The organism is Microbispora sp. H11081, assembly GCF_012999535.1.
Classification (GTDB): Bacteria; Actinomycetota; Actinomycetes; order Streptosporangiales; family Streptosporangiaceae; genus Microbispora.
In genome coordinates, this window is the sequence record NZ_JABBWV010000012.1 from 105,486 (window position 1) to 127,366 (window position 21,881).

General features: G+C 70.1%; 25 protein-coding genes. 12 read left to right on the plus strand and 13 right to left on the minus strand.

The window, feature by feature from the left end; translation table 11 throughout:
- Positions 1-5: 5 nt before the first annotated feature.
- Both HHX31_RS25585 and HHX31_RS25590 read left to right on the plus strand, forming a co-directional pair.
- Positions 6-1,046, plus strand: a complete 1,041-nt coding sequence (locus tag HHX31_RS25585; protein ID WP_169950968.1) for a hypothetical protein — start codon at positions 6-8, stop codon at positions 1,044-1,046.
- Between the two features lie 173 nt (positions 1,047-1,219).
- Positions 1,220-1,885 carry a maltokinase N-terminal cap-like domain-containing protein gene (locus HHX31_RS25590; protein WP_169950970.1) on the plus strand — a complete coding sequence of 222 codons (666 nt, stop codon included), beginning with the start codon at positions 1,220-1,222 and terminating at the stop codon, positions 1,883-1,885.
- A 108-nt stretch (positions 1,886-1,993) separates the two neighbouring features.
- On the opposite strand, the gene HHX31_RS25595 is transcribed toward HHX31_RS25590, so the two are convergent.
- From HHX31_RS25595 to HHX31_RS25615, 5 genes are all read right to left on the minus strand, one after another.
- The gene (locus HHX31_RS25595; protein WP_169950972.1) at positions 1,994-2,557 is read right to left on the minus strand and encodes a hemerythrin domain-containing protein; all 564 of its coding nucleotides are present in this window, start codon (positions 2,555-2,557) and stop codon (positions 1,994-1,996) included.
- Positions 2,558-2,695: 138 nt separating this feature from the next.
- Positions 2,696-3,442, minus strand: a complete 747-nt coding sequence (locus HHX31_RS25600; RefSeq protein ID WP_169950974.1) for an SDR family oxidoreductase — start codon at positions 3,440-3,442, stop codon at positions 2,696-2,698.
- A gap of 54 nt (positions 3,443-3,496) precedes the next feature.
- Positions 3,497-4,168: a 3-oxoacid CoA-transferase subunit B gene (locus HHX31_RS25605; protein ID WP_169950976.1), complete on the minus strand. Its 672-nt coding sequence runs from the start codon at positions 4,166-4,168 to the stop codon at positions 3,497-3,499.
- Positions 4,165-4,845, minus strand: coding sequence for a 3-oxoacid CoA-transferase subunit A (locus tag HHX31_RS25610; protein WP_169950978.1), 681 nt, complete (start codon positions 4,843-4,845; stop codon positions 4,165-4,167). The genes HHX31_RS25605 and HHX31_RS25610 overlap by 4 nt, the downstream gene beginning before the upstream one ends.
- Positions 4,842-6,029, minus strand: coding sequence for a thiolase family protein (locus HHX31_RS25615; RefSeq protein WP_169950980.1), 1,188 nt, complete (start codon positions 6,027-6,029; stop codon positions 4,842-4,844). Before HHX31_RS25615 ends, HHX31_RS25610 begins: the two co-directional genes overlap by 4 nt.
- Positions 6,030-6,164: 135 nt before the next feature.
- Between HHX31_RS25615 and HHX31_RS25620 the strand changes: the two genes are divergently transcribed.
- Positions 6,165-6,788 carry an O-methyltransferase gene (locus tag HHX31_RS25620; RefSeq protein ID WP_169950982.1) on the plus strand — a complete coding sequence of 208 codons (624 nt, stop codon included), beginning with the start codon at positions 6,165-6,167 and terminating at the stop codon, positions 6,786-6,788.
- A 69-nt stretch (positions 6,789-6,857) separates the two neighbouring features.
- Here the strand turns inward: HHX31_RS25620 and HHX31_RS25625 are convergent, their stop codons facing one another.
- Complete coding sequence (locus tag HHX31_RS25625; protein WP_169950984.1) at positions 6,858-7,691, minus strand: helix-turn-helix domain-containing protein; 834 nt, start codon at positions 7,689-7,691, stop codon at positions 6,858-6,860.
- 19 nt (positions 7,692-7,710) lie between these two features.
- Here HHX31_RS25625 and HHX31_RS25630 point away from each other — a divergent pair, with 19 nt between their 5' ends.
- Positions 7,711-8,247: a TIGR03086 family metal-binding protein gene (locus HHX31_RS25630; protein ID WP_211590320.1), complete on the plus strand. Its 537-nt coding sequence runs from the start codon at positions 7,711-7,713 to the stop codon at positions 8,245-8,247.
- Positions 8,248-8,341: 94 nt separating this feature from the next.
- Here HHX31_RS25630 and HHX31_RS25635 read toward each other — a convergent pair whose 3' ends face one another.
- Positions 8,342-9,283 carry an RNA polymerase sigma factor RpoD/SigA gene (locus HHX31_RS25635; RefSeq protein ID WP_169950987.1) on the minus strand — a complete coding sequence of 314 codons (942 nt, stop codon included), beginning with the start codon at positions 9,281-9,283 and terminating at the stop codon, positions 8,342-8,344.
- A gap of 289 nt (positions 9,284-9,572) precedes the next feature.
- Here HHX31_RS25635 and HHX31_RS25640 point away from each other — a divergent pair, with 289 nt between their 5' ends.
- Positions 9,573-9,995: an Hsp20/alpha crystallin family protein gene (locus HHX31_RS25640; RefSeq protein ID WP_169950989.1), complete on the plus strand. Its 423-nt coding sequence runs from the start codon at positions 9,573-9,575 to the stop codon at positions 9,993-9,995.
- Positions 9,996-10,724: 729 nt separating this feature from the next.
- On the opposite strand, the gene HHX31_RS25645 is transcribed toward HHX31_RS25640, so the two are convergent.
- From HHX31_RS25645 to HHX31_RS25655, 3 genes are all read right to left on the minus strand, one after another.
- The gene (locus HHX31_RS25645; protein ID WP_169950991.1) at positions 10,725-11,102 is read right to left on the minus strand and encodes a GntR family transcriptional regulator; all 378 of its coding nucleotides are present in this window, start codon (positions 11,100-11,102) and stop codon (positions 10,725-10,727) included.
- On the minus strand, positions 11,099-11,911 hold the full coding sequence (locus HHX31_RS25650) for a hypothetical protein (RefSeq protein ID WP_169950993.1): 813 nt from the start codon (positions 11,909-11,911) through the stop codon (positions 11,099-11,101). The genes HHX31_RS25645 and HHX31_RS25650 overlap by 4 nt, the downstream gene beginning before the upstream one ends.
- 302 nt (positions 11,912-12,213) lie before the next feature.
- Positions 12,214-13,293 (minus strand): ADP-ribosylglycohydrolase family protein, encoded by a 1,080-nt coding sequence (locus HHX31_RS25655; protein WP_311932234.1) that lies wholly within the window; start codon positions 13,291-13,293, stop codon positions 12,214-12,216.
- A gap of 285 nt (positions 13,294-13,578) precedes the next feature.
- Here HHX31_RS25655 and HHX31_RS25660 point away from each other — a divergent pair, with 285 nt between their 5' ends.
- The 3 genes from HHX31_RS25660 (at position 13,579) to HHX31_RS25670 (ending at position 15,020) form a co-directional block, all read left to right on the plus strand.
- Entirely contained in the window at positions 13,579-13,761 is a 183-nt protein-coding gene (locus tag HHX31_RS25660) for a hypothetical protein (RefSeq protein WP_211590321.1), read from the plus strand.
- Positions 13,758-14,426 (plus strand): NAD(P)-dependent oxidoreductase, encoded by a 669-nt coding sequence (locus tag HHX31_RS25665; RefSeq protein WP_169950997.1) that lies wholly within the window; start codon positions 13,758-13,760, stop codon positions 14,424-14,426. Before HHX31_RS25660 ends, HHX31_RS25665 begins: the two co-directional genes overlap by 4 nt.
- Positions 14,427-14,624: 198 nt before the next feature.
- Complete coding sequence (locus HHX31_RS25670) at positions 14,625-15,020, plus strand: SCO4402 family protein (protein ID WP_169950999.1); 396 nt, start codon at positions 14,625-14,627, stop codon at positions 15,018-15,020.
- 188 nt (positions 15,021-15,208) lie between these two features.
- Here the strand turns inward: HHX31_RS25670 and HHX31_RS25675 are convergent, their stop codons facing one another.
- Complete coding sequence (locus HHX31_RS25675; protein WP_211590322.1) at positions 15,209-15,583, minus strand: hypothetical protein; 375 nt, start codon at positions 15,581-15,583, stop codon at positions 15,209-15,211.
- Positions 15,584-15,855: 272 nt separating this feature from the next.
- Between HHX31_RS25675 and HHX31_RS25680 the strand changes: the two genes are divergently transcribed.
- Positions 15,856-16,176 carry a hypothetical protein gene (locus HHX31_RS25680; protein WP_169951000.1) on the plus strand — a complete coding sequence of 107 codons (321 nt, stop codon included), beginning with the start codon at positions 15,856-15,858 and terminating at the stop codon, positions 16,174-16,176.
- Positions 16,177-16,206: 30 nt separating this feature from the next.
- Here the strand turns inward: HHX31_RS25680 and HHX31_RS25685 are convergent, their stop codons facing one another.
- Positions 16,207-16,719, minus strand: coding sequence for a PASTA domain-containing protein (locus HHX31_RS25685; RefSeq protein ID WP_169951002.1), 513 nt, complete (start codon positions 16,717-16,719; stop codon positions 16,207-16,209).
- 152 nt (positions 16,720-16,871) lie between these two features.
- Positions 16,872-17,939: a LacI family DNA-binding transcriptional regulator gene (locus HHX31_RS25690; RefSeq protein WP_169951003.1), complete on the minus strand. Its 1,068-nt coding sequence runs from the start codon at positions 17,937-17,939 to the stop codon at positions 16,872-16,874.
- 350 nt (positions 17,940-18,289) lie between these two features.
- Between HHX31_RS25690 and HHX31_RS25695 the strand changes: the two genes are divergently transcribed.
- Genes HHX31_RS25695 through HHX31_RS25705 form a run of 3 tightly spaced genes read left to right on the plus strand, consistent with a single transcriptional unit; the run spans position 18,290 to position 21,864 of the window.
- Complete coding sequence (locus HHX31_RS25695) at positions 18,290-19,279, plus strand: sugar ABC transporter permease (RefSeq protein WP_169951004.1); 990 nt, start codon at positions 18,290-18,292, stop codon at positions 19,277-19,279.
- Positions 19,276-20,148 carry a carbohydrate ABC transporter permease gene (locus HHX31_RS25700; protein WP_169951006.1) on the plus strand — a complete coding sequence of 291 codons (873 nt, stop codon included), beginning with the start codon at positions 19,276-19,278 and terminating at the stop codon, positions 20,146-20,148. The genes HHX31_RS25695 and HHX31_RS25700 overlap by 4 nt, the downstream gene beginning before the upstream one ends.
- Before the next feature lie 54 nt (positions 20,149-20,202).
- A complete protein-coding gene (locus HHX31_RS25705; RefSeq protein ID WP_169951007.1) occupies positions 20,203-21,864 on the plus strand; it encodes an extracellular solute-binding protein in 1,662 nt (553 codons plus the stop codon).
- The last annotated feature ends 17 nt before the right edge of the window (positions 21,865-21,881 follow it).

The following is a 21,881-nucleotide window of genomic DNA, read 5'->3' on the forward strand; positions in this document are numbered from 1 at the left end:
GAGCTATGAGGATCATCCGGCACCTGCTCGCGCGGCTCCTTCGACGGCCCGTCCCGGGGGACGCCCTCGTGGAGATCGAGTCGGTCGAGGTCGATCCCGACCCCGTCTCGATCGGCGGCGAGGACGCGGCCGAGGTGACCGTCGACGTGGTCACCAGCGGCGGGGCCGCCGAGGTCGAGGGCGGCCTGACGGCCCCGGACGCCTCGCGTGCGCCGCTGCGCTTCGAGTGCGTGGAGCGCACCCGCTTCGAGGAGCGGTGGCGGGCCAGGCACGCCTTCGGCCGGGACGCGGCGGCGGGCGCCTGGCGCGTCACCGTCACCGCGGGCGACGCGGCCGAGGAGCGGGAGTTCGAGGTCCGCGTGGGGGACAGGCCGCGGCGGTCGAGGATCGACGGCTTCGGACTGTCGCCCGACCCGGTCGACGAGGGGAGCGAGCTGACCCTCTCCGGCCGCCTGGAGGCGGCGACCGGCGATGACGACTGGGGCGGCCTTCCCGAGCGCACGGTCGCCCTGCTGTTCCGGGCCGACGACACGCTCGCACGCAGGGAGGTGGCGCGTGCCGTCACCGGCAGATCGGGCCGGTTCGACGCGACCGTGACGGCGACGGATTCCGGCTTCTGGTCGGCGGAGTTCCGCGGGTCCGCCGAGGAGGACAAAGCCCGGCTGACCTCCGCGAGGAGCGCCGAGGTCCGCTCTACGGTGCGCTCCGCCGGGGCCAGGACCATGATCACCTACTCGGCGAAACCCAAGAGCGGCAAGCGGGGCAGGAAGGCGACCCACACCGGCACGCTCCTCGTCCGGGTGGAGCCCGCCGGGCGGCCCGCCCGGTGGGACCCCCTGCCTCAGCAGCGCGTGCGGCTCTGGTTCGACCCCTCTGGTTCCGGCGGCGATGCCGTACAGGGATCCGCGACGACGGGGTCGAACGGCGGGTTCACGCTGCGCAAGAAGGTGCCGTCCACGGGCGAATGGCAGGTCCGCTTCGACTCGCAGGCGCCCGCGCAGCGCCGGTCGAGCAAGTCGCCGGTCCGCAAGCTGACCGCGAGCTGACCCGCTATCCGGCGTCGGCGGCGCCGTTCGGACGGACGAAGTCATGCGACACGGCGGGCCGTGATGGCGCCGTCCTCGCCCACCGGCTCCGCGCCTCGTGAAAGGATGATCGGCCCCTGGCGGGTGTCGCCGGGGAACATGGGGACGGGACGCCGACGGAGGGCCTTCGCGGAATGGCTGTCATTCACCACACCACTCTGACTCCCAGCAAGCTGGAGCTGCTCACGTCGTGGCTCCCCGCCCGGCCCTGGTACCGGCCGGGGCGAGGGCCGGATCTGAAGAGAGCGGGCGGCTTCCGGCTCGACGACCCAGCGGGCGAGGTCGGGATCGACTTCATGGTGGTCACCGATGTGGCCGGCGACCGGCCGGTCTCCTACCACGTGCCGCTCACCTATCGGGGGGCGCCGCTGGAGGGAGCCGAGCACGCGCTGATCGGAACGGCCCAGCACGGAGTGCTGGGCCGGCGATGGGTCTACGACGGGACGCACGACCCGATCCTCGTCGCCCAGCTCGCCGCCCTGTTCAGGGGTGACGCCAAGCCGCAGCACCAGAGCCGGAGCGACACCCCCGATCCCACCGTGACCAGGAGCTTCACGGGAGATCCCGCCTGGGGGCCGATCCTGTCGAGCAGCACCGACGACGGGCCGCACGGCACCGACATCGTCGTGCGCACCGCCGCGGACGGCGGGCATGGCGAGCGGCTCGCCATGCGCGTGAATCGTGTCCTGCGGCCCGGCGCGGAGGACTCCGCCGACGCGAGGGGACACATCGTGGCCGGTTGGCGCCAGCCGGACGACACGGAGGCACGAGGGGTGTTCGCCGTCGTCAGGGACGTCTGACGCCGCTCGTGCTCCGGCCGGGGCGGCCCGGCACCGGGCCGCCCCGGGTGCCGGACCACGCCGCCGGACCGTGCTGCCCGACTGTGCTGTCAGACCGGGCGGCCTCAGTCAGTCCTTGTGCGACTGCCGCCAGTCCCGCACGGCGTCGCGGATCTTGTCGAACACGGCGATCGGCGGGCCGGCCAGCATGTTCGCGGCGGCGGACCCACCGGCGCCGGGGTGGGGCCTGGTCGGCGCGACCCTCTCGGCGGCCCTGACCGCACCGGCCATGCCGCGCAGCCGCTCGGGGGAGATTTCCTGACGCAGGCGGGGGAACTCCTCCCGCTCCTCGTGCGTCGCGTGGTCCACGACCGCCTTCTCCAGCGCGGCCAGCCGGATGGCGAACTCGGGGTGGTCGACGCCGAGGTCGTACAGGTCGGACAGGGCGTGCTTGGCCTCGTCCTCCTCGCGCAGCCGGGCCTCGACGACCCCGTCGCCCGCCGTCGACCGCGCCGCCGGGTGCACGACCTGCTCCTCCGCGGCCTCGTGCACCGCGAGCAGCCGTACGAGGTCGTTGAACAGCTCACGCTTGCGGTCGCCCTGCGAGGCCGCGACCTCCATGAACATGGTCTTGATCTGTTCGTGCTGCGTCAGCAGCAGTTCGATGACGTCCTGTTCCTTGGCAGTGGTCACTGTCGTCGCCTTTCGACTCGGAGACTCGGACCCGCCTGCCCGGGCTCGTCCGCCCTACACCCGCACCTCGCCAGGGCGGTCTCCGTCGAGCGTCGCGCCGCCGCCGAGCGCGGCTCCGCCCGTGCTGGGCGTCCCGGCTCAGCTGCGCAGGTAGGAGGCGCCATTGAGGTCGACGATGGTGCCGCTGGCCCACTCGGCGGCCGGTGACGCCAGATAAAGGACGGCGGCCGCGATCTCCTCGGCCCTCGCCACTCTGCCGAAGGGGCTCTGGGCCCGGATCTCGTCTCCCCGCGGCGCCTTGAGGTGCTCGTTCGTCATGTCGGTCTCGACGAAGCCGGGTGCCACGGCGGCCACGGCGATGCCGAGCGGCGCCAGGGCGACGGCGAGCGACTGGCTCAGCGCGTTGAGGCCCGCCTTGCTCGCCCCGTACGCGGGACTGCCGGGTTCGCCGCGGAAGGCGCCGCGTGAGGAGATGTTGACGATCCTGCCGCCCGGAGCCATGTGCCTCACCGCGCTCCAGATGACGTTGGCCGGTCCGACGAGATTGACGGCCAGCGTCTCGCGCCACACCGCCTGCCACTCCTCGTACGAGGTCTCCATGATCGGCTGGGACAGGAAGACGCCCGCGTTGTTGACCAGCACGTCGATGCCGCCGAGGGCGGCCGCCGCCTCCTCGACCATCCGCCGCGCCTCGCCGGGATCGGCGATGTCGGCCTGGACGACGGCGTGGCCCTCTCCGGGCAGTTCGGCACGGAGCCGTTCGGCCAGTTCCGGGGAGCCGCGGTGGTGGATGGCGACGCGGTCGCCGGCGGCGGCGAAGGCCACCGCGACCGCCCGTCCGATGCCGCGCGACGCGCCGGTGACGAGGACTGCCCGGTTACTCACAGGAGGAGACTAACGTCCGGTCAGTCCTGGTTGTCACGGTGCCCGGCGGTATGTCTATTCCGCCGCGCCGAGGGTGCGCAGGGGGACCTCCAGCCGGGACGCGAGCTCGGCCACGCTCATGCCGTACGTCTCGGTCACCGTGACGCCTTGGCGCCCGATGTGGAAGACGGCGCGGTCGGTGTAGAGGCGGCTCACGCAGGTGAGGCCGGTGAGGGGATAGGTGCACTCGGGGACGAGCTTGGGCGTGCCGTCCTTGGCGAACAGGGTCATCATGACGAACACCTGCTTGGCGCCGGTGGCCAGGTCCATGGCGCCGCCGACGGCGGGGATGGCGTCGGGGGCGCCGGTGTGCCAGTTGGCGAGGTCTCCGCGCGCGGAGACCTGGAAGGCGCCCAGCACGCACACGTCCAGATGGCCGCCGCGCATCATGGCGAAGGAGTCGGCGTGGTGGAAGTACGACGCGCCCGGCAACTCGGTGACCGGGATCTTGCCGGCGTTGACGAGGTCGGGGTCGATCTCGTCGCCGTGGGCGGCGGGCCCCATGCCGAGCATGCCGTTCTCGGTGTGCAGGACGACCCCGGAGCCGGCCGGGAGGTGGTCGGCGACCGTCGTCGGCTGGCCGATGCCGAGGTTCACGAAAGAACCGGGCGGGATGTCCCTGGCGACGAGCGCGGCGAGCTCGTCGCGGCCGAGCGGGCCACGGCCGAGGTGTTCCACGGTGCTCACCGGCTGTCCTCCGTCGCGCTCAGGTCAAGGATCCGGTCGACGTAGATGCAGGGGGTGACCACGCTCTCGGGGTCCAGCGCGCCGGTCTCGACGACGTGGCGCACCTGCGCGATCGTCAGCGTCGCGGCGGTCGCCATGACGGGCCCGAAGTTGCGCGCGGTCTTCCGGTAGACGAGGTTGCCCATCCGGTCGCCGACGTGGGCGCCGATGAGGGCGACGTCCCCCTTGATCGGATATTCGAGCACGTAATCGCGGCCGTCGATGGTGCGCGTCTCCTTGCCCTCGGCCAGCGGTGTGCCGACCCCGGTGGGACAGTAGAAGGCGCCGATGCCGGCCCCGGCCGCGCGCATGCGCTCGGCCAGCGTGCCCTGCGGGACGACCTCCAGCTCGATCTTCCCGGCCCGGTAGAGGCCGTCGAAGACCCACGAGTCGCTCTGCCGGGGAAACGAGCAGATCATCTTGCGTACCCGCCCCGCGGCCAGCAGCGCCGCCAGCCCGGTGTCGCCGTTGCCGGCGTTGTTGCTCACCACGGTCAGGCCGGTCGCGCCCTGCCGGATCAGCGCGTCGACGAGCGGGACCGGCATGCCGGCCAGGCCGAAGCCGCCGATGAGGACGGTGGAGCCGTCCGCGACGCCCGCCACCGCCTCGTCCGGATCGGTGAACACGGCGGCGGTCATGAGGCGCTCACGTTCTCGAGGACGACGGCCAGGCCCTGGCCGACGCCGATGCAGATGGCGGCCACACCCCACCGCAGGCCGCGTTCGCGCAGCACGTGGGCGAGCGTGCCGAGGACGCGCCCGCCCGAGGCGCCCAGCGGGTGGCCGACGGCGATGGCGCCGCCCCTGGTGTTGACGATCTCGGGATCGATCTTCCAGGCGTCCAGGCACGCCAGCGACTGCACGGCGAACGCCTCGTTGAGCTCGACGGCGCCGACGTCGTCCCAGCCGACGCCCGCCCGGCGCAGCGCCTGGTTGGCGGCCTCGACCGGCGCGTACCCGAACATCCGCGGTTCGAGCGCGCACGCGGCGCGGCCCGCGACACGGGCGATCGGATCCGCGCCGATCCGGCCCGCGGCGGCCTCCGACCCGAGCACGACCGCCGAGGCGCCGTCGCTCAGCGGGGAGGCGTTGCCGGCCGTGATGGTGCCGCCGGGGCGGAAGGCCGGTTTGAGCCCGGCGAGGATCTCCGGCGTCGTGCCGGGTCTGATCCCCTCGTCCCTGCTCAGGCCGGCGCCCTCGACCGGGACGACCAGGTCGTCGTAGAAGCCGTCGTTCCAGGCCGCGTCGGCCAGCGCGTGCGACCGCGCGGCGAAGGCGTCCTGCCGCTCGCGCGAGATGCCGAACCGCTCCTGGAGCAGTTCGTTGGCCTCGCCGAGGGAGACCGTCCACTCCTTCGGCATCCGCGGGTTCACCAGCCGCCACCCGAGCGTCGTGGACACGGCGGTCACGTCCCCGGCCGGGAAGGCACGCGACGGCTTGGGCAGCACCCAGGGTGCCCGCGTCATCGACTCCACGCCACCGGTGACGACGACGTCGGCGTCGCCGCTCTCGACGGTCCGCGAACCGATCATGGCGGCGTCGAGGCTCGACCCGCACAGCCGGTTGACCGTGGTGGCCGGCACCGTCACCGGCAGCCCGGCGAGCAGCACGGCCATCCGGCCCACGTTGCGGTTGTCCTCGCCCGCGCCGTTGGCGTTGCCCCACACCACGTCGCCGATCTCGGCCGGGTCCAGCCCGGGCAGCCTGGCCAGCGCGCCGCGTAACGCCGTGGCCGCCAGGTCGTCCGGCCGGACCTCGGCGAGCGCCCCGTTGAACCTGCCGAACGGCGTGCGCGCCGCGGCGTAGACGAAGGCCGACCCCATGACGTTCCCTTCTTGTTCGCTATGCGAACACGGGTTCAGAGCGCGAACGACGCGAGCATAGTCGATCCCGCCGCCGCGCCCCAGGCTCCGAACCATCCCCGAGCGGGCCACCGGGGCGCGTCCTAACCTGAGGCGATGTCGATCGGGGGCACGGCGGCGTACGACCGCCTCACGGAACTTCCTCCGCTGGTCCGGCGTGCGGTCGAGGCGGCCCGGCGAGTGGGCTTCGGCCCGTCCTGCCGGCCAGAGCAGGGACGGCTGCTGTACGCGCTGGCGGCAGGCGCCGAGACGATCGGGGAGACCGGCACCGGGTGCGGTGTGGGCCTGGCCTGGCTGGCCTCCGGCGCGCGGCCCGGGGCCCGGCTGGTCAGCGTCGAACGGGACCGGCGGCGAGCCTCCCTGGCCGCCGAGGTGTTCGCCGGCCATCCGCGGGTCTCGGTCATCCCCGGCGACTGGCGGGAGATCCACCGGGACGGGCCGTACGACCTGCTCGTGCTCGACGGCGGCGGCCAGGGCAAGAACGGCGAGGAGCCGGCCGATCCGCACCGGCTGCTCAGGCCGGGAGGAACGCTGGTCGTCGACGACCTGACCCCGGCCGGGCACTGGCCGCCGCGGTTCGGCGGCATGGTCGACCAGGCGCGGATGCACTGGCTCGGCCACCCGGGGCTGGACGCGGCGGAGCTCAGGCTCGCGCCCGACCTGGCCGCGGTCGTGGCCACCCGTCGTTTCCCCGAGACATCCGGCACGGCGGATGGCTGAGCCGGCTCGTGCCGTGGTTCCAGCATGGCCGGCCGCCTCAAGCAGGGGGATGGACGGGCCGGGACCGCCTCAGCTCCCGGCGTGGCCGGTGAGCCGGGCGTAGGCGGCGGGTGGCATCCCCACCGCGCCGGTGAAGTCACGGGTCAGGTGGGCCTGGTCGGTGTAGCCGAGTTCGGCGGCCAGCGTGGCGAGGTCGAGGCCCCGGTGGATCCGCTCCGCCGCCTCGTGCAGCCGGAACCGGCGGATCACCCACTTGGGGCCGACGCCGACATAGTCGCGGAACAGCCGCTGCAGCGAACGCACCGACAGCCCCGACCTGGCGGCCAGCTCGTCGACCCTGGTCACGGACATGTCGTTCTCGACCAGCGCCACCAGCGCCGCCGCCTCGTGCACCAGCGGATCCTCGGCGGGTCCCAGACCCAGCAGGAACGTCTCGACGAGCGCGATGGCGGCCCGGGAGTCGGGCTCGGCCAGGACCTGTTCGACCAGGGCAGCCCCGGCCGCCCCGAACATCTCGCCGACCTCCACGAAGCGGTCGGACAGGTCGGACACCGGGCCGCCGAGGAACGGCCGGAACCCGCCCGGCCGGAAGCGGGTGCCGAGCACGCGGCCGCTGCCCCGCATGGTGTAGGAGAAGCCACCTTTGATCACCCCCGCGATCCGGTGGAAATCCTCGGTGATCGTCATGTTCACGCTGGGGTGCGAGATGATGCGCTGCTCGTACGGCTCGGCGAGATCCGTCCACGTGACGACCCAGAAGTGCTCCACGTACGCCGCGAGCGCGGGCGACGGCGCGTGCCGGACGAAGTCGAAGGCGTCGAGCGCCGCGTACGGGTTCACCCATCCGCGCTGTCGCGTTTCTACAAGCCGCGCCTCGGGGGCGGGCGGCACGATGGCTGCCATGCGAGAGATGATGCCTTTGATGACGCGCGCCACCGAACGGACCGCGGGATTGGTGCGCGCGGTGCGGCAGGAGCAACTCGGGCTCCCGACGCCCTGCGAGAAGTTCGACGTCAAGGATCTGATCAACCACCTCGAGTGGGTGGCGGAGCTGTTCGAGTCGCTGGCCGGCAAGGGGCCGCGCGTCGAGCAGGGACCCTACGCGGGCGACTTCCCGGAGCGGGCGGAGCGCGCGCTGGCCGCCTGGTCGCGGCCCGAGGCGTGGGAGGGGACCAGCCCCGCCATGGGCATGCCGATGACCACGCTGGCCCACATGTACCTCGTCGACATGGTCGTGCACGGCTGGGACCTGGCCAGGGCCACCGGCCAGGAGTACGAGCCGGATCCGGAGGCCGTCACGCGGGCGCTGGGCTTCACCGAGAACATGGTGGAGATGGGCAGGCGGCGCGGCGCCTTCGGGCCACCGGTGGCGGTCCCCGACGACGCCGCTCCGCTCGACCGCCTGCTCGGCGTCATCGGCCGGGATCCCGCCTGGACGGTGACCCAACCTGGACGGTGACCCTGCCTGGACGGTGACCGGCTCCGGTGCTTTCGCCTGCCGGTGGCGTGCGCCATCGCCCGGATCTCCCGCCGGAGGCTGAGCCGGGCCTGGCTCAACCGGCCCAGGCGGCGAACGTCCTGCCTCCGTCGTGACCGCGCATGCGGGCCAGCGCCTCGCGCTCCAGCCGGCCCATCCACTGGTGCGGCACCCCCACGGTCTCGGCGGTCTGCCGCCGGGTCTGCTCCGCCGTGCCGTCGAGGCCGAACCGCAGCCGTACGATCAGCGCCTGGCGCGGCGCGAGCGCGGCCGTGGCCGAGCGGAGCGCGTCGGTCAGGGCGGCCTGTTCCAGCGCCTCCTCGGGACGGGCCCATGTCGCGTGCTCCACCGGTTCGTTCTGGGGGCACGGATCGGGGGAGGCCGGCCCGTCGGCCCCCCTGGCGTCGAGGGCGACGCAGTCGCGCGCCAGCAGCCGCCAGGCGAGGACGCGCTCGACCGGTTTGCCCAGCTCCTCGGCCAGATCTTCCGCGGAGGGCGCCTGACCCGTCTCGGCCACGAGCTTCTCCTCGGCCCGCGTCAGCCGGTGCAACTCGTCCCTGACGTGCCCGGGAATGCGGATGAGCCCGCTCGTCTCCTGCCCCTTCTGAATCTCCTTGCGGATCCACCAGGCGGCGCAGGTGGAGAAGCGGAACCCCCGGCGGTGGTCGAACCGGTCCACCGCCTCGATGAGGCCGAGGTTGCCGTCCTGGACGATGTCGGGAAGCGACGCGCCCCGGTGGAGGTACCGCTTCGCCATCGACACGACCAGGCGGAGGTTGGCGCGGATCAGATGGTCGCGGGCCCGCAGGCCGTCGGCGGCCAGGATCTCCAGCTCGGCCGCGTCCGGCCTGCCGGGGTCCTCGTCGAGCAGATGGCGGGCGTACAGACCGGCCTCGATGCGCCGGGCCAGCTCGACCTCCTCGCGCGCGGTCAGCAGCGGGGTCCTGCCAATGCGAGACAGGTACGCGTCCAGCGGGCCTGGCCCGAACGCTCTTGCGATGTGTCCACGCTCGTCCATCGTCATCCCTCCGGCCGCCGTACGCCCGGGTGGTTCGCGGCACCTCCACGGTGACGCGGCGGCGGACGCGGCGAACGCGGCGATGGACCCCGATCGGTGTGACACAGGTCCCCGGTCGTCGCGCGGCGGCCGGACGGCGGTAAGCGTCGCCGAACGTCCCCGCCGGAAGGGACCGACGGCCCCCGGGCGGCGGGTGATCAGAGGTCCTCCGGACGGGACGTCCGGCCCTGCCGGACAGCAGGCGCCGGGTGTGTGCTTGAGGAGTCGTCATCGAGACAAGGAGGTCACGATGAACCTTACGGAGCGCGGCCAGGGCCGGTTCCCCTTCCCGGAACTGCTGGAACTGCTGGAGAGCCCGGTCTACGGGTTCCGGCCGTTCGGCCAGATCATCAGAGTGGAGGACCGCGTCGCGGACGGGCACTACACGCTGCGGGCCGAGCTGCCCGGCATCGACCCCGACAAGGACCTCGAAGTCACTGTCGGCCACGGGATGCTCCACATCCGGGCCGAGAAGACCAAGGAGACCACGGACACCACCGAGCCGCGCCGCACCGAGATCGCCTACGGCGCGTTCTCCCGCACCATCACGCTTCCCCCGACGGCCAAGGCCGAGGACGTGACGGCCGTCTACCGTGACGGCATCCTGGAGATCACGGTCGGTCTCAAGGAGGAGGCCAAGACCGCGGACCGCAGGATTCTCGTCCAGCACTGACCCCGCGGGACGGCGCGTCGCGACGCCGGCGGGAATCGCAGCAAACGGGGCAGGGAGCCGGCCGGCTCCCCGCCCTTTCCGGCGCGAATGGCGCGGGGGCTGCCGTCGTCACGGAGCGATACACGGATCTCCTCGGGGGTCCGCCCGTGCCCCGGTTCGTGGCGTTGCGCCGTCATGGTGAACTCGTCTCCCGGCTCGGCCAGGGGATACAGAGGGCGCCGGTCAGGGAGGCCGATGATCGGGCGTCGAGGGTCGCCGGCCTGAGCGTGTCCTTCCGGGCGTTCCCATGCCCTCTCGTGATCGCTCAGTTGCCGGTGTTCCGCCGTACGTGCTCGGTGATCTCGGCGTGCGCCGCGTCGCAGACGCCGTACAACGCCACCCGGACGCCGTTCGCGCGCACTTCCTCGAGTCGCATTGACCGGGTGATCTGATGAGCCCCGCCGTGCCAGCTGCACATGCCGCGACGAGGGGCCGAGCCGGCTTTGTGCCGCTCGGGGCGGTACTCCTCGTCGGAGACGATTCGAATCACGGTCGGCATCGCCATCGGCTCGACCCTTTCGCAAAGAATGCCCGGTCGGTACGTCGCCGACGATTCACGAGCCGCTGTCCGGCGTCAACCACGCCGTCCCCTGCCTGCGGCAGTCGGTCGACCGGTGCGACCGGGTTCGGCTGTGGGATGCGGCGGACCAAGGAGCCGCAGTGGACGGGCTGCGCCGCCCGCAATGACGATCATGACGAGGCCGGTGTCGCTGTGCCCGAGGTCAGCGCCGCCTGCACGATGCGGATGGCCTCGCCCGTGTCGATGCCGACGCTGGCGATCACGGCCGCGTAGTCGGCGGCCGCCTGGCGGGCTCGCTCCAGGCCGTCCTCGCCGGCGGCCGACACGAACGAACCCGCCCGCCCGCGCGTCTCGATCAGCCCCGCCTCCTCAAGCTCCCGGTACGCCCGGCCGACCGTGTTCACGGCCAGGCCGAGGTTGGCCGCGAGCTGGCGGATCGTCGGCAGGCGGGTGCCCACGGCCAGCGTGCGGTCCTGAATCTGCCGGGCGAGCTGGGCTCGCAGCTGCTCGAACGGCGGCACCGGTGAGTCCGAGTCGATGACGATCATCGGATGCTCATCACCCGCCGGGCCACCGTCGCGCTCGACGCCGTCCTGAAACGGAGCGCGACGTACGCGACCATGCCCAAGATCACATTGGCGACCACAGCGGCGCTCAACCAGCCGGGCGCGGTACCGAACAGCAGCACCATGGGCAGCGACCACTGGACGCTTGGCGTGGTGAGGTCGCGCGCGTCCTCGACGCGCATGATGACGTCGGCGGTCAGCGATTCCTCGTCGTCCGCCACGACCGGGCGCCGCAGCAGGTGCCGCAGTTGCACGGCGGTGATGGCCGTCACGCCGAGCAGGCCGATCAGCAGGACGACGGCCAGTTGCCGCACGGTGGGGTCGGCAACGGCCAGGGCGCTCCCGGCCAGCGCCATCGCGCAGGCGAACGTGGCGACCGTGAAGACGGCGTACGGCAGGCCGAGCACGGCCCGCCAGCTGGGCTGGATCGGATGGGCGGCCCTGCGGGACAGCGTCGCGCCCGCCCGCTGGTCGACGCGTCGCACCCACCAGTCGAGCAGCGACTGTGCCAGCAGCAGGCCGGCCACCAGCGCGGTCAGGGCCAGCAGCGGCAGCGGGCGATGTGACTCACGGCCGTCGAAGGCAGGAACGGCGGCGAGCGCGCTCGCGATGATCAGCACGGCCGGAATCGCCGCGGCGGCGAGGCGGGCACGTCCCCGGACCGCGAGCCGGCTGGCCAGCAGTGGGGTCGGGCGCGCACCGGACAGGTCGTGCCGGGCCAGCCACGCCTCCGCCAGTCGCAGGTCGGACGCACGCGACGCGCTGCCGTCCGGTAACGGCTCATGGGTCATGGCTCCTCCTTTGTCGCAATGTTTGTATCAATAGCATGAGACATGCATTGCGACAAAGTCAACGCCATGCGGCACTCGCCGGGAGGTGGCCGTTCGGCCCATGCGGTGAGCGCAGCCGGGCTGTATGAGGATCAGGCGTCGGGGTGCCCGTTCTCCGCCGGCTCTTCGGCGGGCCGGACGGACCCTGGCCGAGTTGCCGGACTCGTCGAACGCGTGGGATTCATCGGTGATGTGCGCACCTCCCACGCGGAGTGCGGACGATGGCGGCCCGAGCCGGCCGCGGACACGGCGCAGGGTGCGGGTCAGCAGCCGGGGTACTTGTCCGGCGCGAGGCGGCCACCCGTGAAAGCGGTGGTGAAGTCGTCGGCGAGCTCGACGACGGTGTCCCTGCCCTCCAGCCGGGACAGCCAGCGCTGGGGGAATGCCGCTTCTCCGTGCAGCGTGCCGAGGATGTTGCCGCAGAGGGAGCCGGTCGAGTCGCTGTCGCCGGAGTGGTTGACCGCGAGCAGCAGCGCCCGCTCGACGTCGTCGCCGCTCACCAGCGCGCAGTAGACGGCGATCGCCAGCGCCTCCTCCGCCACCCATCCGCCGCCGAGCGACTCCACCGTCTCGGGCGAGGGCTCCGCCGTGCCGGTCAGGGCGACCGCCGCCTCGATCGCGGCCGACGTCTCCTCATGCGCGGGTCGCTCGCCCAGCAGGCCGAGCGCGTCGCGTACGGCCTCCGCGAGCGGCGCGCCCTGGGCCAGGAGGCAGATCAGCGCGGCGAAGGCCCCGGCCGCCAGATACCCGGTGGGGTGCCCGTGCGTGATCTGCGCACAGCCGGCCGCGAGCGTGAAGGCCTCGCGCGGGTCGCGGGTGGCCAGCCCGAACGGGGCGGATCGCATGACGGTGCCGCAGCCCTTCGAACCGGGATTGACCGGTCCGGGCATGCCGGGGGCGGCGAGCGGGCCGGGACCGGCGCGAAGCCCCGACATGCAGGCGTTGCCGGGCGCGCGGCGGTGGTAGAGCCAGTCCTGCTCGCGCAGCCGCCCGGTGCGCACGAGGTCGTCCGCGGGCGGCGGCACGCGATGTTCCTGGGTGTCCAGCCAGCGCAGGTAGGCGTGGCGGACCACCTGCACCTCGCCGCCGCCGATGCCCCTCTCACTGGTGCGTACGCGGGCGCGGATCAGCCCTTCGACGGTGAACAGCGTCATCTGGGTGTCGTCGGTGATGAGGCCGGTCGCGCCGCGCCAGTCGGGCGCGAGGTCGGTCAGCCCCGCTTCACCGTGGTCGCGGCGGATGACGGTGATCGAGTCGAACTCGACGGGGGCGCCGAGGGCGTCGCCGATCGCCCCGCCCAGCAGACAGCCGCGTACCCGTGCACCGAACGGAACATCTTTCACGTTGTGCACCGTAGCGGGCTGAGTTGGTCGGAAGCCGGTCTTCTCGTGAGATCGCCGATCGGGCGTGACCTCGCTGGACAGGCGTCGCAGCCGCGACCGGCCCCGCCGACGCCATGACGTCGTCCCCGACGACCGCGCCCTGCCGGGTGCGCAGGCGCGTAGTCAGGCATCGCCGCCGGCCGTAAGCCCGCGAGTTGCGGTAAGTCCGGCGTCGGTGGTCTTGCGGAGGAAGTCGGCGATCAGCTTGAGCTGTACCCGCGGGGAAGCCGGGAGATACGCCACGGCATGCTCGACGCCGGCCTGCCCGACGAGGTGCCCGACCGGCTGCTCGGCTCGCTGGCCGACTACGACCGCGAAGCCGGACCGACCACCGACACCGTACGGCGGTTGCTGGGTCGCCCGGCGGGGACGTACGCCACCTGGGCGATCGACCACCGCGGCGCCTTCGCCGCAGGAGGACAACGATGAGATTCACGATCGTGGCCGCCACCGGCGGAATCGGACGGCACCTGGTCGAGCAGGCGGTGGCCGGCGGGCATGAGGTGACGGCTGTGGCCCGCCGCCCACGTGAACTGCCGGACGGTGTCCGGGCTGTCGCCGTCGACCTCGCCCGGCCGGACATGCCTGCCCTAGCCTCGGCGGTACGCGGAGCCGACGCCGTACTGTCCGCGCTCGGCCCGCGAAACCCCCGCGGGGACGCAGGCATCACCTCGGGTGGCACCCGCGCGATCGTCACGGCGATGCAGGCCGAGCACGTGCGGCGGATCATCATCGTCAGCGCCGCACCCGTCGGACCGGTGGCGGTGCCCGGCCGGCCGAAGCCGCCCAGGCACGACCCCGGTGACGGCATCCTCATGCGGTACGTGGGTGCTCCGCTGACTCGGATGATCTTCGGTCGGCACTACGCCGACCTCGCCATGACCGAGCAGATCCTGCGCGACAGCGGTCTGGAGTGGACGGTGTCGCGCCCGCCCAAGCTCACCGACAAGCCGTTGACCGGCAGGTATCGGACCGCGTTGAACCGCAACATCCGGGGCGGCTTCTCCGTGCCGCGCGCCGACGTCGCCCACCACATGCTCGCCATGGTGAACCAGCCGGAGACGATCGGGCAGATCGTAGGAATCGCGACCTGATCCGCGAAACGGCCGATAATGCCGTGGGAGCGGCCGGAGCGCCTCCGGCGGGGGTGCTCCTGCTCCGGGGTGATCGCTAAGCCTGCTCACTATGGCCAGCCGTAGCTGGCTGAGGTAGGAGCCTGATCACCAGGGGGTGTCTTGTCGCATATCGCCAGGCTTCCCCTACCAAGTACCGGCTCTCAGTAGCGTGGCGTCGTGAACGAACACGCCTCCGCGGCGCGGCAGGTTCACTGGCCAGAGCAACGTGAAGACGTTCTGAACGCGTTACGAGCCCTCGGCGACCGCGACTATCAAGAGCAACACTGGCGATCAGGACAGGGGTGGCCAGACCTTATCGCCGCCGTTCACTGGCTGATCGACGACACTTTCATCGACCAAGCCGGCGTACGAGCACTGATCCCGCAACTCTTCCGGGATGAGCAAGAAGCCGACCGCGTGCAACTCGTGGTTGACGCCCTCCTTCGCGTTCTCGATGACCTTGGACCCACCGCCCCAGACCCCGCCTACCTCGACCATCCCACATGGATCAGCGTCCTGCACGCGGCCAATGCCGCCCTCCAGGTTCTGTCGCCGGGCAAGGAGAACTCGTAACGGCCTCCCCGAACGCACCCAAGGCAACGATGAGGTATCTCCCCGCCAGACCTCTTGCACATAGGAGCGTCAGTCCGGCGCGGCTGTGCGGGTCCGTTCCAAAGTCACCCCAGCGTGTCTGGCGAGGTTGGCGATCTCCTCATCGCCCTACGACGCGTGATCCATGCAATCCCCAAGCTGACAGCGCATTACGCGGGGTAGTCGGTGTTCCACGGGTAGGCGAGGTGCTCGGGCGACACACCCCATGCCTGAAGCCGCACTACGAGCCCTGCTTCATCCTGAGCCAACCCCTGCTTGATCTCGCCGCTCCCCATGTCGTAGTCCCAGCCGTCGAGGTACTCGATGACGAACTCACGATGCACGAGTCGGAAGGCGCGTCCCGCATCGCTTCGCGTCCATCCCTCCCGTCGAGCGGCGGCATCGGCCTCCGTCAGGATCGGGCGAATCTCGACCCATGCCCGGCACCCCGGCCGACTCGTCTCCACCTCGGCGACGAGGAGTCGGCCGAGCCGAAGCGCATTCAGCTTGTCCAAGGGAAGCGGCTCGGCAAGGTCATCGGTCATCGGTCACTCTCCAGCTACAGCGGATGCCGCCCATGGATGGGACGACACGACCCCGATCAGCCGAGCTCGACCCGTTGATCGACGATCTGACGGCGCTACGCTCGAGCTATCTTCATCGCCGCCCAGTATCTGACGACGCTGCCCGATGATTATCTGAGGAACCATCCGGGGCAAATCTGAACGACGAGATGTGGGCTAACATCGCCCAGAGCTGCAACTCTGGATACAAGTTGGGTGCTCCGGAACCGGCGCGAAGTCGAGAAGGTGCTGAGATGATGGCGAATACAGGAAAGCGGGTGGCGGCGATCCACGTCGCCATATATCTCGGGTTATATGTCCTGTCGTTCCTCGCTACGATGTACAGCTATCTTGGTGATATTCATCCGTACTGGTGGCAGCCGGGTGGCGAGGATGTTGTCGACCCTGATGTCGCACTGGGTTCGCTCATCTTCTCCATGGTTGGTTTTGGCTTCGGCCTTGCCGCCGGACTAGTTCTGCGTCGATCATGGAAGGCCTGGGTGGCCTCCGCTCTCATGCTGCTGTTCGCAATAGGCCGGATGATTGCAGCACTGGAGGCGATCAACGCTTTTTAGAAAGTCCCCGGGAGGCATTGCGGGGCGCACTCAAGTTATGCTTCCTGGCGTTATCGATTTGCGATCGCCTGGCATGCTCGGGTCGAACTCCGCGGCGCTTGTCGCTCTCGTCTGAGGAGACCAGGGTGAGCCTGACATCGTGATTTTGGGCACGGGCATGTCCTTGGGTAGGACATCAACCCTAATCGGAGTAGTGCTTCTGAGAGGGTCCCCCGGCCTCGGCGACTGGCCGACGACAACCCAATCAACCGGGTCCGTGATGTCATCCCCGGTAAGGGAATAGATCTCCAGCTTGAACCCCAGGGCGGCGATGGTTCTTTCGGCTGTCGCCACGTCCTGGTCCCAGAGTTTGGGCATCCTGTGCAGGGTGCTGGCGGGAGATGGGACGGTCGATGCTGTCGCAGAATCCGGCGCCGAATTGGACACGGGGTAAGGTCTATCGGAGCCGGGGTCGGAAAGAACCAACAGCACGGCTGCGGCGCCGGCAAGCCCGATAACCAGGACGAGAATCGTTATCAGCCGCACCATCGAAGAGCTGTCCATAGTCGATAGGTATTACAAAACGAGGTATGTGGCCGAGCAGGTCGAGTATCTCGAGTGGCATAGCCTGTGCCGCTCCTGGGTGCTGCCTGATTCGCGATGTGCCTGCGGGCCCGGCGGGCAGAGGTATGGCGTCGTCCACGGGGTTCGCGGGATCACCCTGCCTCTTCCCGGAGCGGCGGGCGTGGCCGGGGCCCGGTCCCCGGCGGGGCGGTGCTCTCGCGTACGACGAGTTCGTTGGCGAGGTCGATCCGGCTCGTGGCCGGCTCCACGCCGCGAGCCAGGTCGAGCAGCATCTGGGTGGCGACCGACGCCATGTCACGCAGCGGCTGGCCCACCGTGGTGAGGGCGGGCTCGACCCAGCCCGCGACGGGCACATTGTCGTAGCCGACCACCGACAGCTCCCCGGGGATGTCGAGGCCGAGCCGGTGGGCCGCGCGCAGGACGCCGAGCGCCTGCAGGTCCGACCCGGCGAAGATCGCGGTCGGCCGGTCCGGGAGCGACAGCAGGTCCATCGCGTGCTCGAATCCCGCGTCGACATAGAAGTTGCCGTATCTGACGAGGGCGGGGTCGACGGTGAGCCCCGCCTCGTCGTGGGCGACCCGGAATCCGGCGACCCGCGCCCTGCTGCACATCACGTCCTTCGGGCCGGAGATGACCGCGATGCGGCGGTGGCCGAGGTCCAGGAGGTGGCGGGTGGCGAGCAGGCCGCCGTCCCAGTTGTTCGAGCCGACCACGGGCACGGACTCGGCGATCTCGCCGTCGGTGTCGACGACCACGAACGGCACCTGCGCCCGCCGCAGCTTCCGCTGCTGCGAAGGCGACGGGCCGGACATGACGAACAGCACGCCGAGGGGCCGGTGGTCGAGCGCGCCGTCCAGCCATTCGTCCGGCGGCCGGTGCGCTCCGTTCAGCTGGGAAAGGACGACCTGGATCCGCGCGGCGGAGACGACGGTGTCGACCCCTTGGATGATCTCCATCGACCACATGGAGTTCAGCTCGTGGAAGACGAGGTCGATCTGCCCCTTGAGCGGCCTGCGCCGCAGGCGGGGGCGGTACTGGTGACGGGCGAGGCCGGCCTCGACGCGTTCGCGGGTCTCGGGCGACACGTCGGGGCGGCCGTTGAGGACCTTGGAGACCGTGGTCACCGAGACGCCGAGCTCCGCGGCGATGGACGCGATGGTCGTCGGGCGAGGGCCGCGGGCTGGGGGAGGGCTGCTCATCGTTCCGCTCGTTGTTTCCGAAATTTTCGCGAAACTCTAGCATCGAACAGCGTCGGATATAAGCCGAGACCAGGTCAGAAGGAGCGGCCTAATCCAGCTGTGACCACGGTTGACTCCCCTCTTGACCGGGGTCCTGGCCTCCGCCTATATTTCCGCAATATTACCGGCGATCACCGAAAATTTCTGTCCCGTCGTATCGCATCGTCGCGGGCGCGTACCGCGTCGCCTGGCATGGGCGACACGACGGCGCCGCGGCTCTCGTGGCCCCGGCGCGGGGACACGAGAGGTGGCCTCGGCCGTCGGCGTGATCTGTCGGGCGTGATCTGTCGGAGGGCACCGGAGGCACAACGATGAGCACCACCGAAGCGATCGGCGTGTCACCGGGCACCGGGGAGCAGGGCCGCGTGAGACCCGGCCCCTCCCGCGCGCGGCCACCGCGGCGCACCTGGCGTCAGGCGCTGCGCCGCGACTGGCAGCTCTACTCGCTCGCGGTTCTTCCGCTGCTGTTCTTCCTGGTCTTCCGATATCTGCCGATGATCGGCAACGTCATCGCCTTCCGGAAGTTCGAGCCAGGCGGCAGCGTGCTCGGCGAGGAATGGGTCGGCCTGCGGTACGTGAAGATGTTCCTGAACGACCCGTCGTTCTGGCAGGTGTTCAGCAACACCGTGATCATCGGCCTGCTGACGCTGCTGTTCTGCTTTCCGACGCCGATCGTGCTGGCCCTGCTGATCAACGAGCTGCGCGGCCGGCGGGTGAGGCGGTTCGTCCAGTCGGTGTCCTACCTGCCGCACTTCCTGTCGATGGTGGTCGTGGCCGGGCTCGTCATGGAGATGCTGTCGGTGGACGGTCCGGTCAACCAGCTCCTGCGCGCGATGGGCAACGATCCGGTGGCGTTCCTGCAGGAGGCGGAGTGGTTCCGCACCATCTACGTCTCCTCGGAGATGTGGCAGACCGTCGGCTGGGGGACGATCATCTACCTCGCCGCGCTCACCACGATCGACGATCAGCTGTACGAGGCGGCCAGGATCGACGGCGCGAGCCGGTGGCGGCAGGTCTGGCACGTCACGCTCCCCGGCATCCGCCCGGCCGCTGTCACCCTGCTGATCCTCAACATCGGCACGTTCATGGCGGTCGGCTTCGAGAAGGTCCTGCTGCTCTACAACCCGCTGACGTATCCCACCGCCGACGTGATCTCCACGTACCTCTACCGGATGGGCATCGTGTCCAACAGCTTCAGCTACGCCGCGGCGATCGGCCTGTTCGAGGCCGTGATCGGGCTGGCCCTGGTCCTGTCGGCGAACCTGATCTCCCGGCGCACGGTGGGGACGAGTCTGTGGTGACCGTCGACAGTACCCGGGGCTACCGGGTGTTCCGGGTGGTCAACGCCGTCGTCCTGGCCGTCGTCGTGGCCGTCACCCTCTACCCGTTCGTCAACATCGTCGCCCGGTCGCTCAGCGACGAGTTCGCCATCCGCGCCGGCAAGGTCAACCTCGTCCCCGTCGGGTTCACCTTCCGTACGTACGAGTACGTGGCCTCTGACCCGACGTTCTGGACGAACTACCGCAACACCGTGGTCTACACGGTAGTCGCCACGGCCATCGCGATGTTCATGACCACGTGCTACGCGTACGTGCTGTCGAAGAGGCACCTGAAGGGCCGCACGTTCCTGATCGGGATCGCGGTCTTCACGATGTTCTTCTCCGGCGGGCTCATCCCCAACTACATCCTGATCTCCAGCCTCGGGTTCAGAAACAGCATCTGGGCCATCGTGCTGCCGAACGCGATCAGCGTGTTCAACCTCCTGGTGATGAAGGCGTTCTTCGAGGGCCTGCCGGCCGAGCTCGAGGAGGCCGCCGCGATCGACGGCATGAGCACGTACGGCATCCTGCTGCGGATCGTGCTGCCGCTGTCGAAGGCGGTGCTGGCGACGATGGTGCTGTTCTACGCCGTGTCGTTCTGGAACTCGTGGTTCGCGGCCTTCCTCTACATGAGCCAGTCCGACCTGTTCCCGGTGACCGTCTACCTGCGCAACCTCGTCGCCGGGGCCACCACCGGCACGTCCGTCGGCGCCGACGCCACCGACATGACCGTGGCCACCAACATCAAGGCGGTGACGATGGTGCTCACCGTCATCCCGATCCTGGTGGTCTACCCCTTCGTCCAGCGGTACTTCGTCAAGGGCGTCATGCTCGGCGCGGTCAAGGGATAGCCGCCCCCTCGCCTGCTCTCACCCTCCGCAACCAGGGAAAGGACCCCACCCCCCATGTATGAGATCAACCGGCGCCAGGCGATGGTCGCCGTGGGTGCGTTCCTCGCGCTCGCCGCTTGCAGCACCGACGACGTCGCGGGCGGCGGGAAGAAGAGCGGCGACGCCCTCTCGGCGAACCGCGAGGGCGCGATGGCCGACTACGCCGCCGGCAAGCAGTTCACGGCCACCGCGCCGCTGACGTTCGACATCCTCTACAACAACCACCCGTTCTACCCGATCAAGAACGACTGGCTGTTCTGGTCGGAGCTGAGCAAGCGCACGAACGTGACGCTGCAGCCGAACGTGGTGCCGTTGAGCGACTACGAGAACAAGCGCAGCCTGCTGATCGGCGCGGGCGACGCCCCGATGATCATTCCGAAGACCTACCCCGGCCAGGAGACCCCCTTCGTCGCCTCGGGCAGCGTCCTGCCGGTCAGCGACTATCTCGACCTGATGCCGAACTTCAAGGAGAAGATCGCCAAGTGGAACCTGCAGCCCGACCTTGACACGCTCCGGCAGGCGGACGGCCGCTTCTACCTGCTTCCCGGTCTCCACGAGGACTACTGGACGGACTACACGCTCGTGGTGCGCAGCGACATCCTCGACAAGCTCGGGCTGGAGATCCCGCAGACCTGGGACGACGTGCACAACATGCTCAAGGCGATGAAGAAGGAGTATCCCGACTCCTATCCCTACTCCGACCGATGGGGCATCCCCACGCCGGGCGGCGCCATGCTGAACCAGGTCTTCGGGCTGGGCAGCGGCGCACGCGGCGGCTGGGGCTTCACGACCGGCATCACGTGGGATCCCAACGCGCAGAAGTTCGCCTTCACCGGCGCCATGGACCAGTACAAGCAGATGCTGCAGTTCCTCCACACGCTGGTCGAGGAGAAGCTGCTCGACCCGGAGAGCTTCACGCAGCAGGACGACCAGGCGATCCAGAAGCTGGCGTCCGGCAAGTCCTTCGTGATCAGCGGCAACGCCCAGACGCTGGTGAACGAGTATCGCCCGCCGCTGGAGAAGGCCAACCCGAAGGCGAAGCTCATCAAGATCCCGGTGCCCATCGGGCCCCAGGGGCCGGTCAAGGCCGACGCCAACGACAGCCGCCTGGAGAACGGCATCATGATCTCCAAGAAGGCCAAGGACAGCAAGAACTTCGTCGCGATGATGCAGTTCATCGACTGGCTCTGGTACTCCGACGAGGGCCAGGTGTTCGCCAAGTGGGGCGTCGAGGGGACCACCTACACCAAGGACGCCGCTGGCAAGTATCAACTGGCGAAGGACGTCGACTTCGTCGGCCTCAACGCCGGCGCACCCAAGCACCTGCAGAAGGACTTCGGCTTCTCCAACGGCGTGTTCGCCTACGGCGGCAGCACCGAACTGCTCCAGTCGACCTTCTCCGAGGAGGAGATCGAATGGCAGAAGACGATGAACGCCAGGCAGGCGCTGCCGCCGAAGCCGCCGAGCCCGCTCAGCGACGAGGAACGCGAGCAGGCCGCGCTGTGGCAGACCCCGCTGAAGGACCACGCCACCCAGAACACGCTCGAGTTCATCCTCGGCAAGCGGAGCTTCGACGAGTGGGACGCCTACGTCAAGGAACTCGAGGCGAAGAGCATGACGTCCTACGTCAACCTCGTCAACGGCGCGTACGAGCGCTACAAGAAGGAGCACGGCTGACCGCCGTGGGCCGGCCG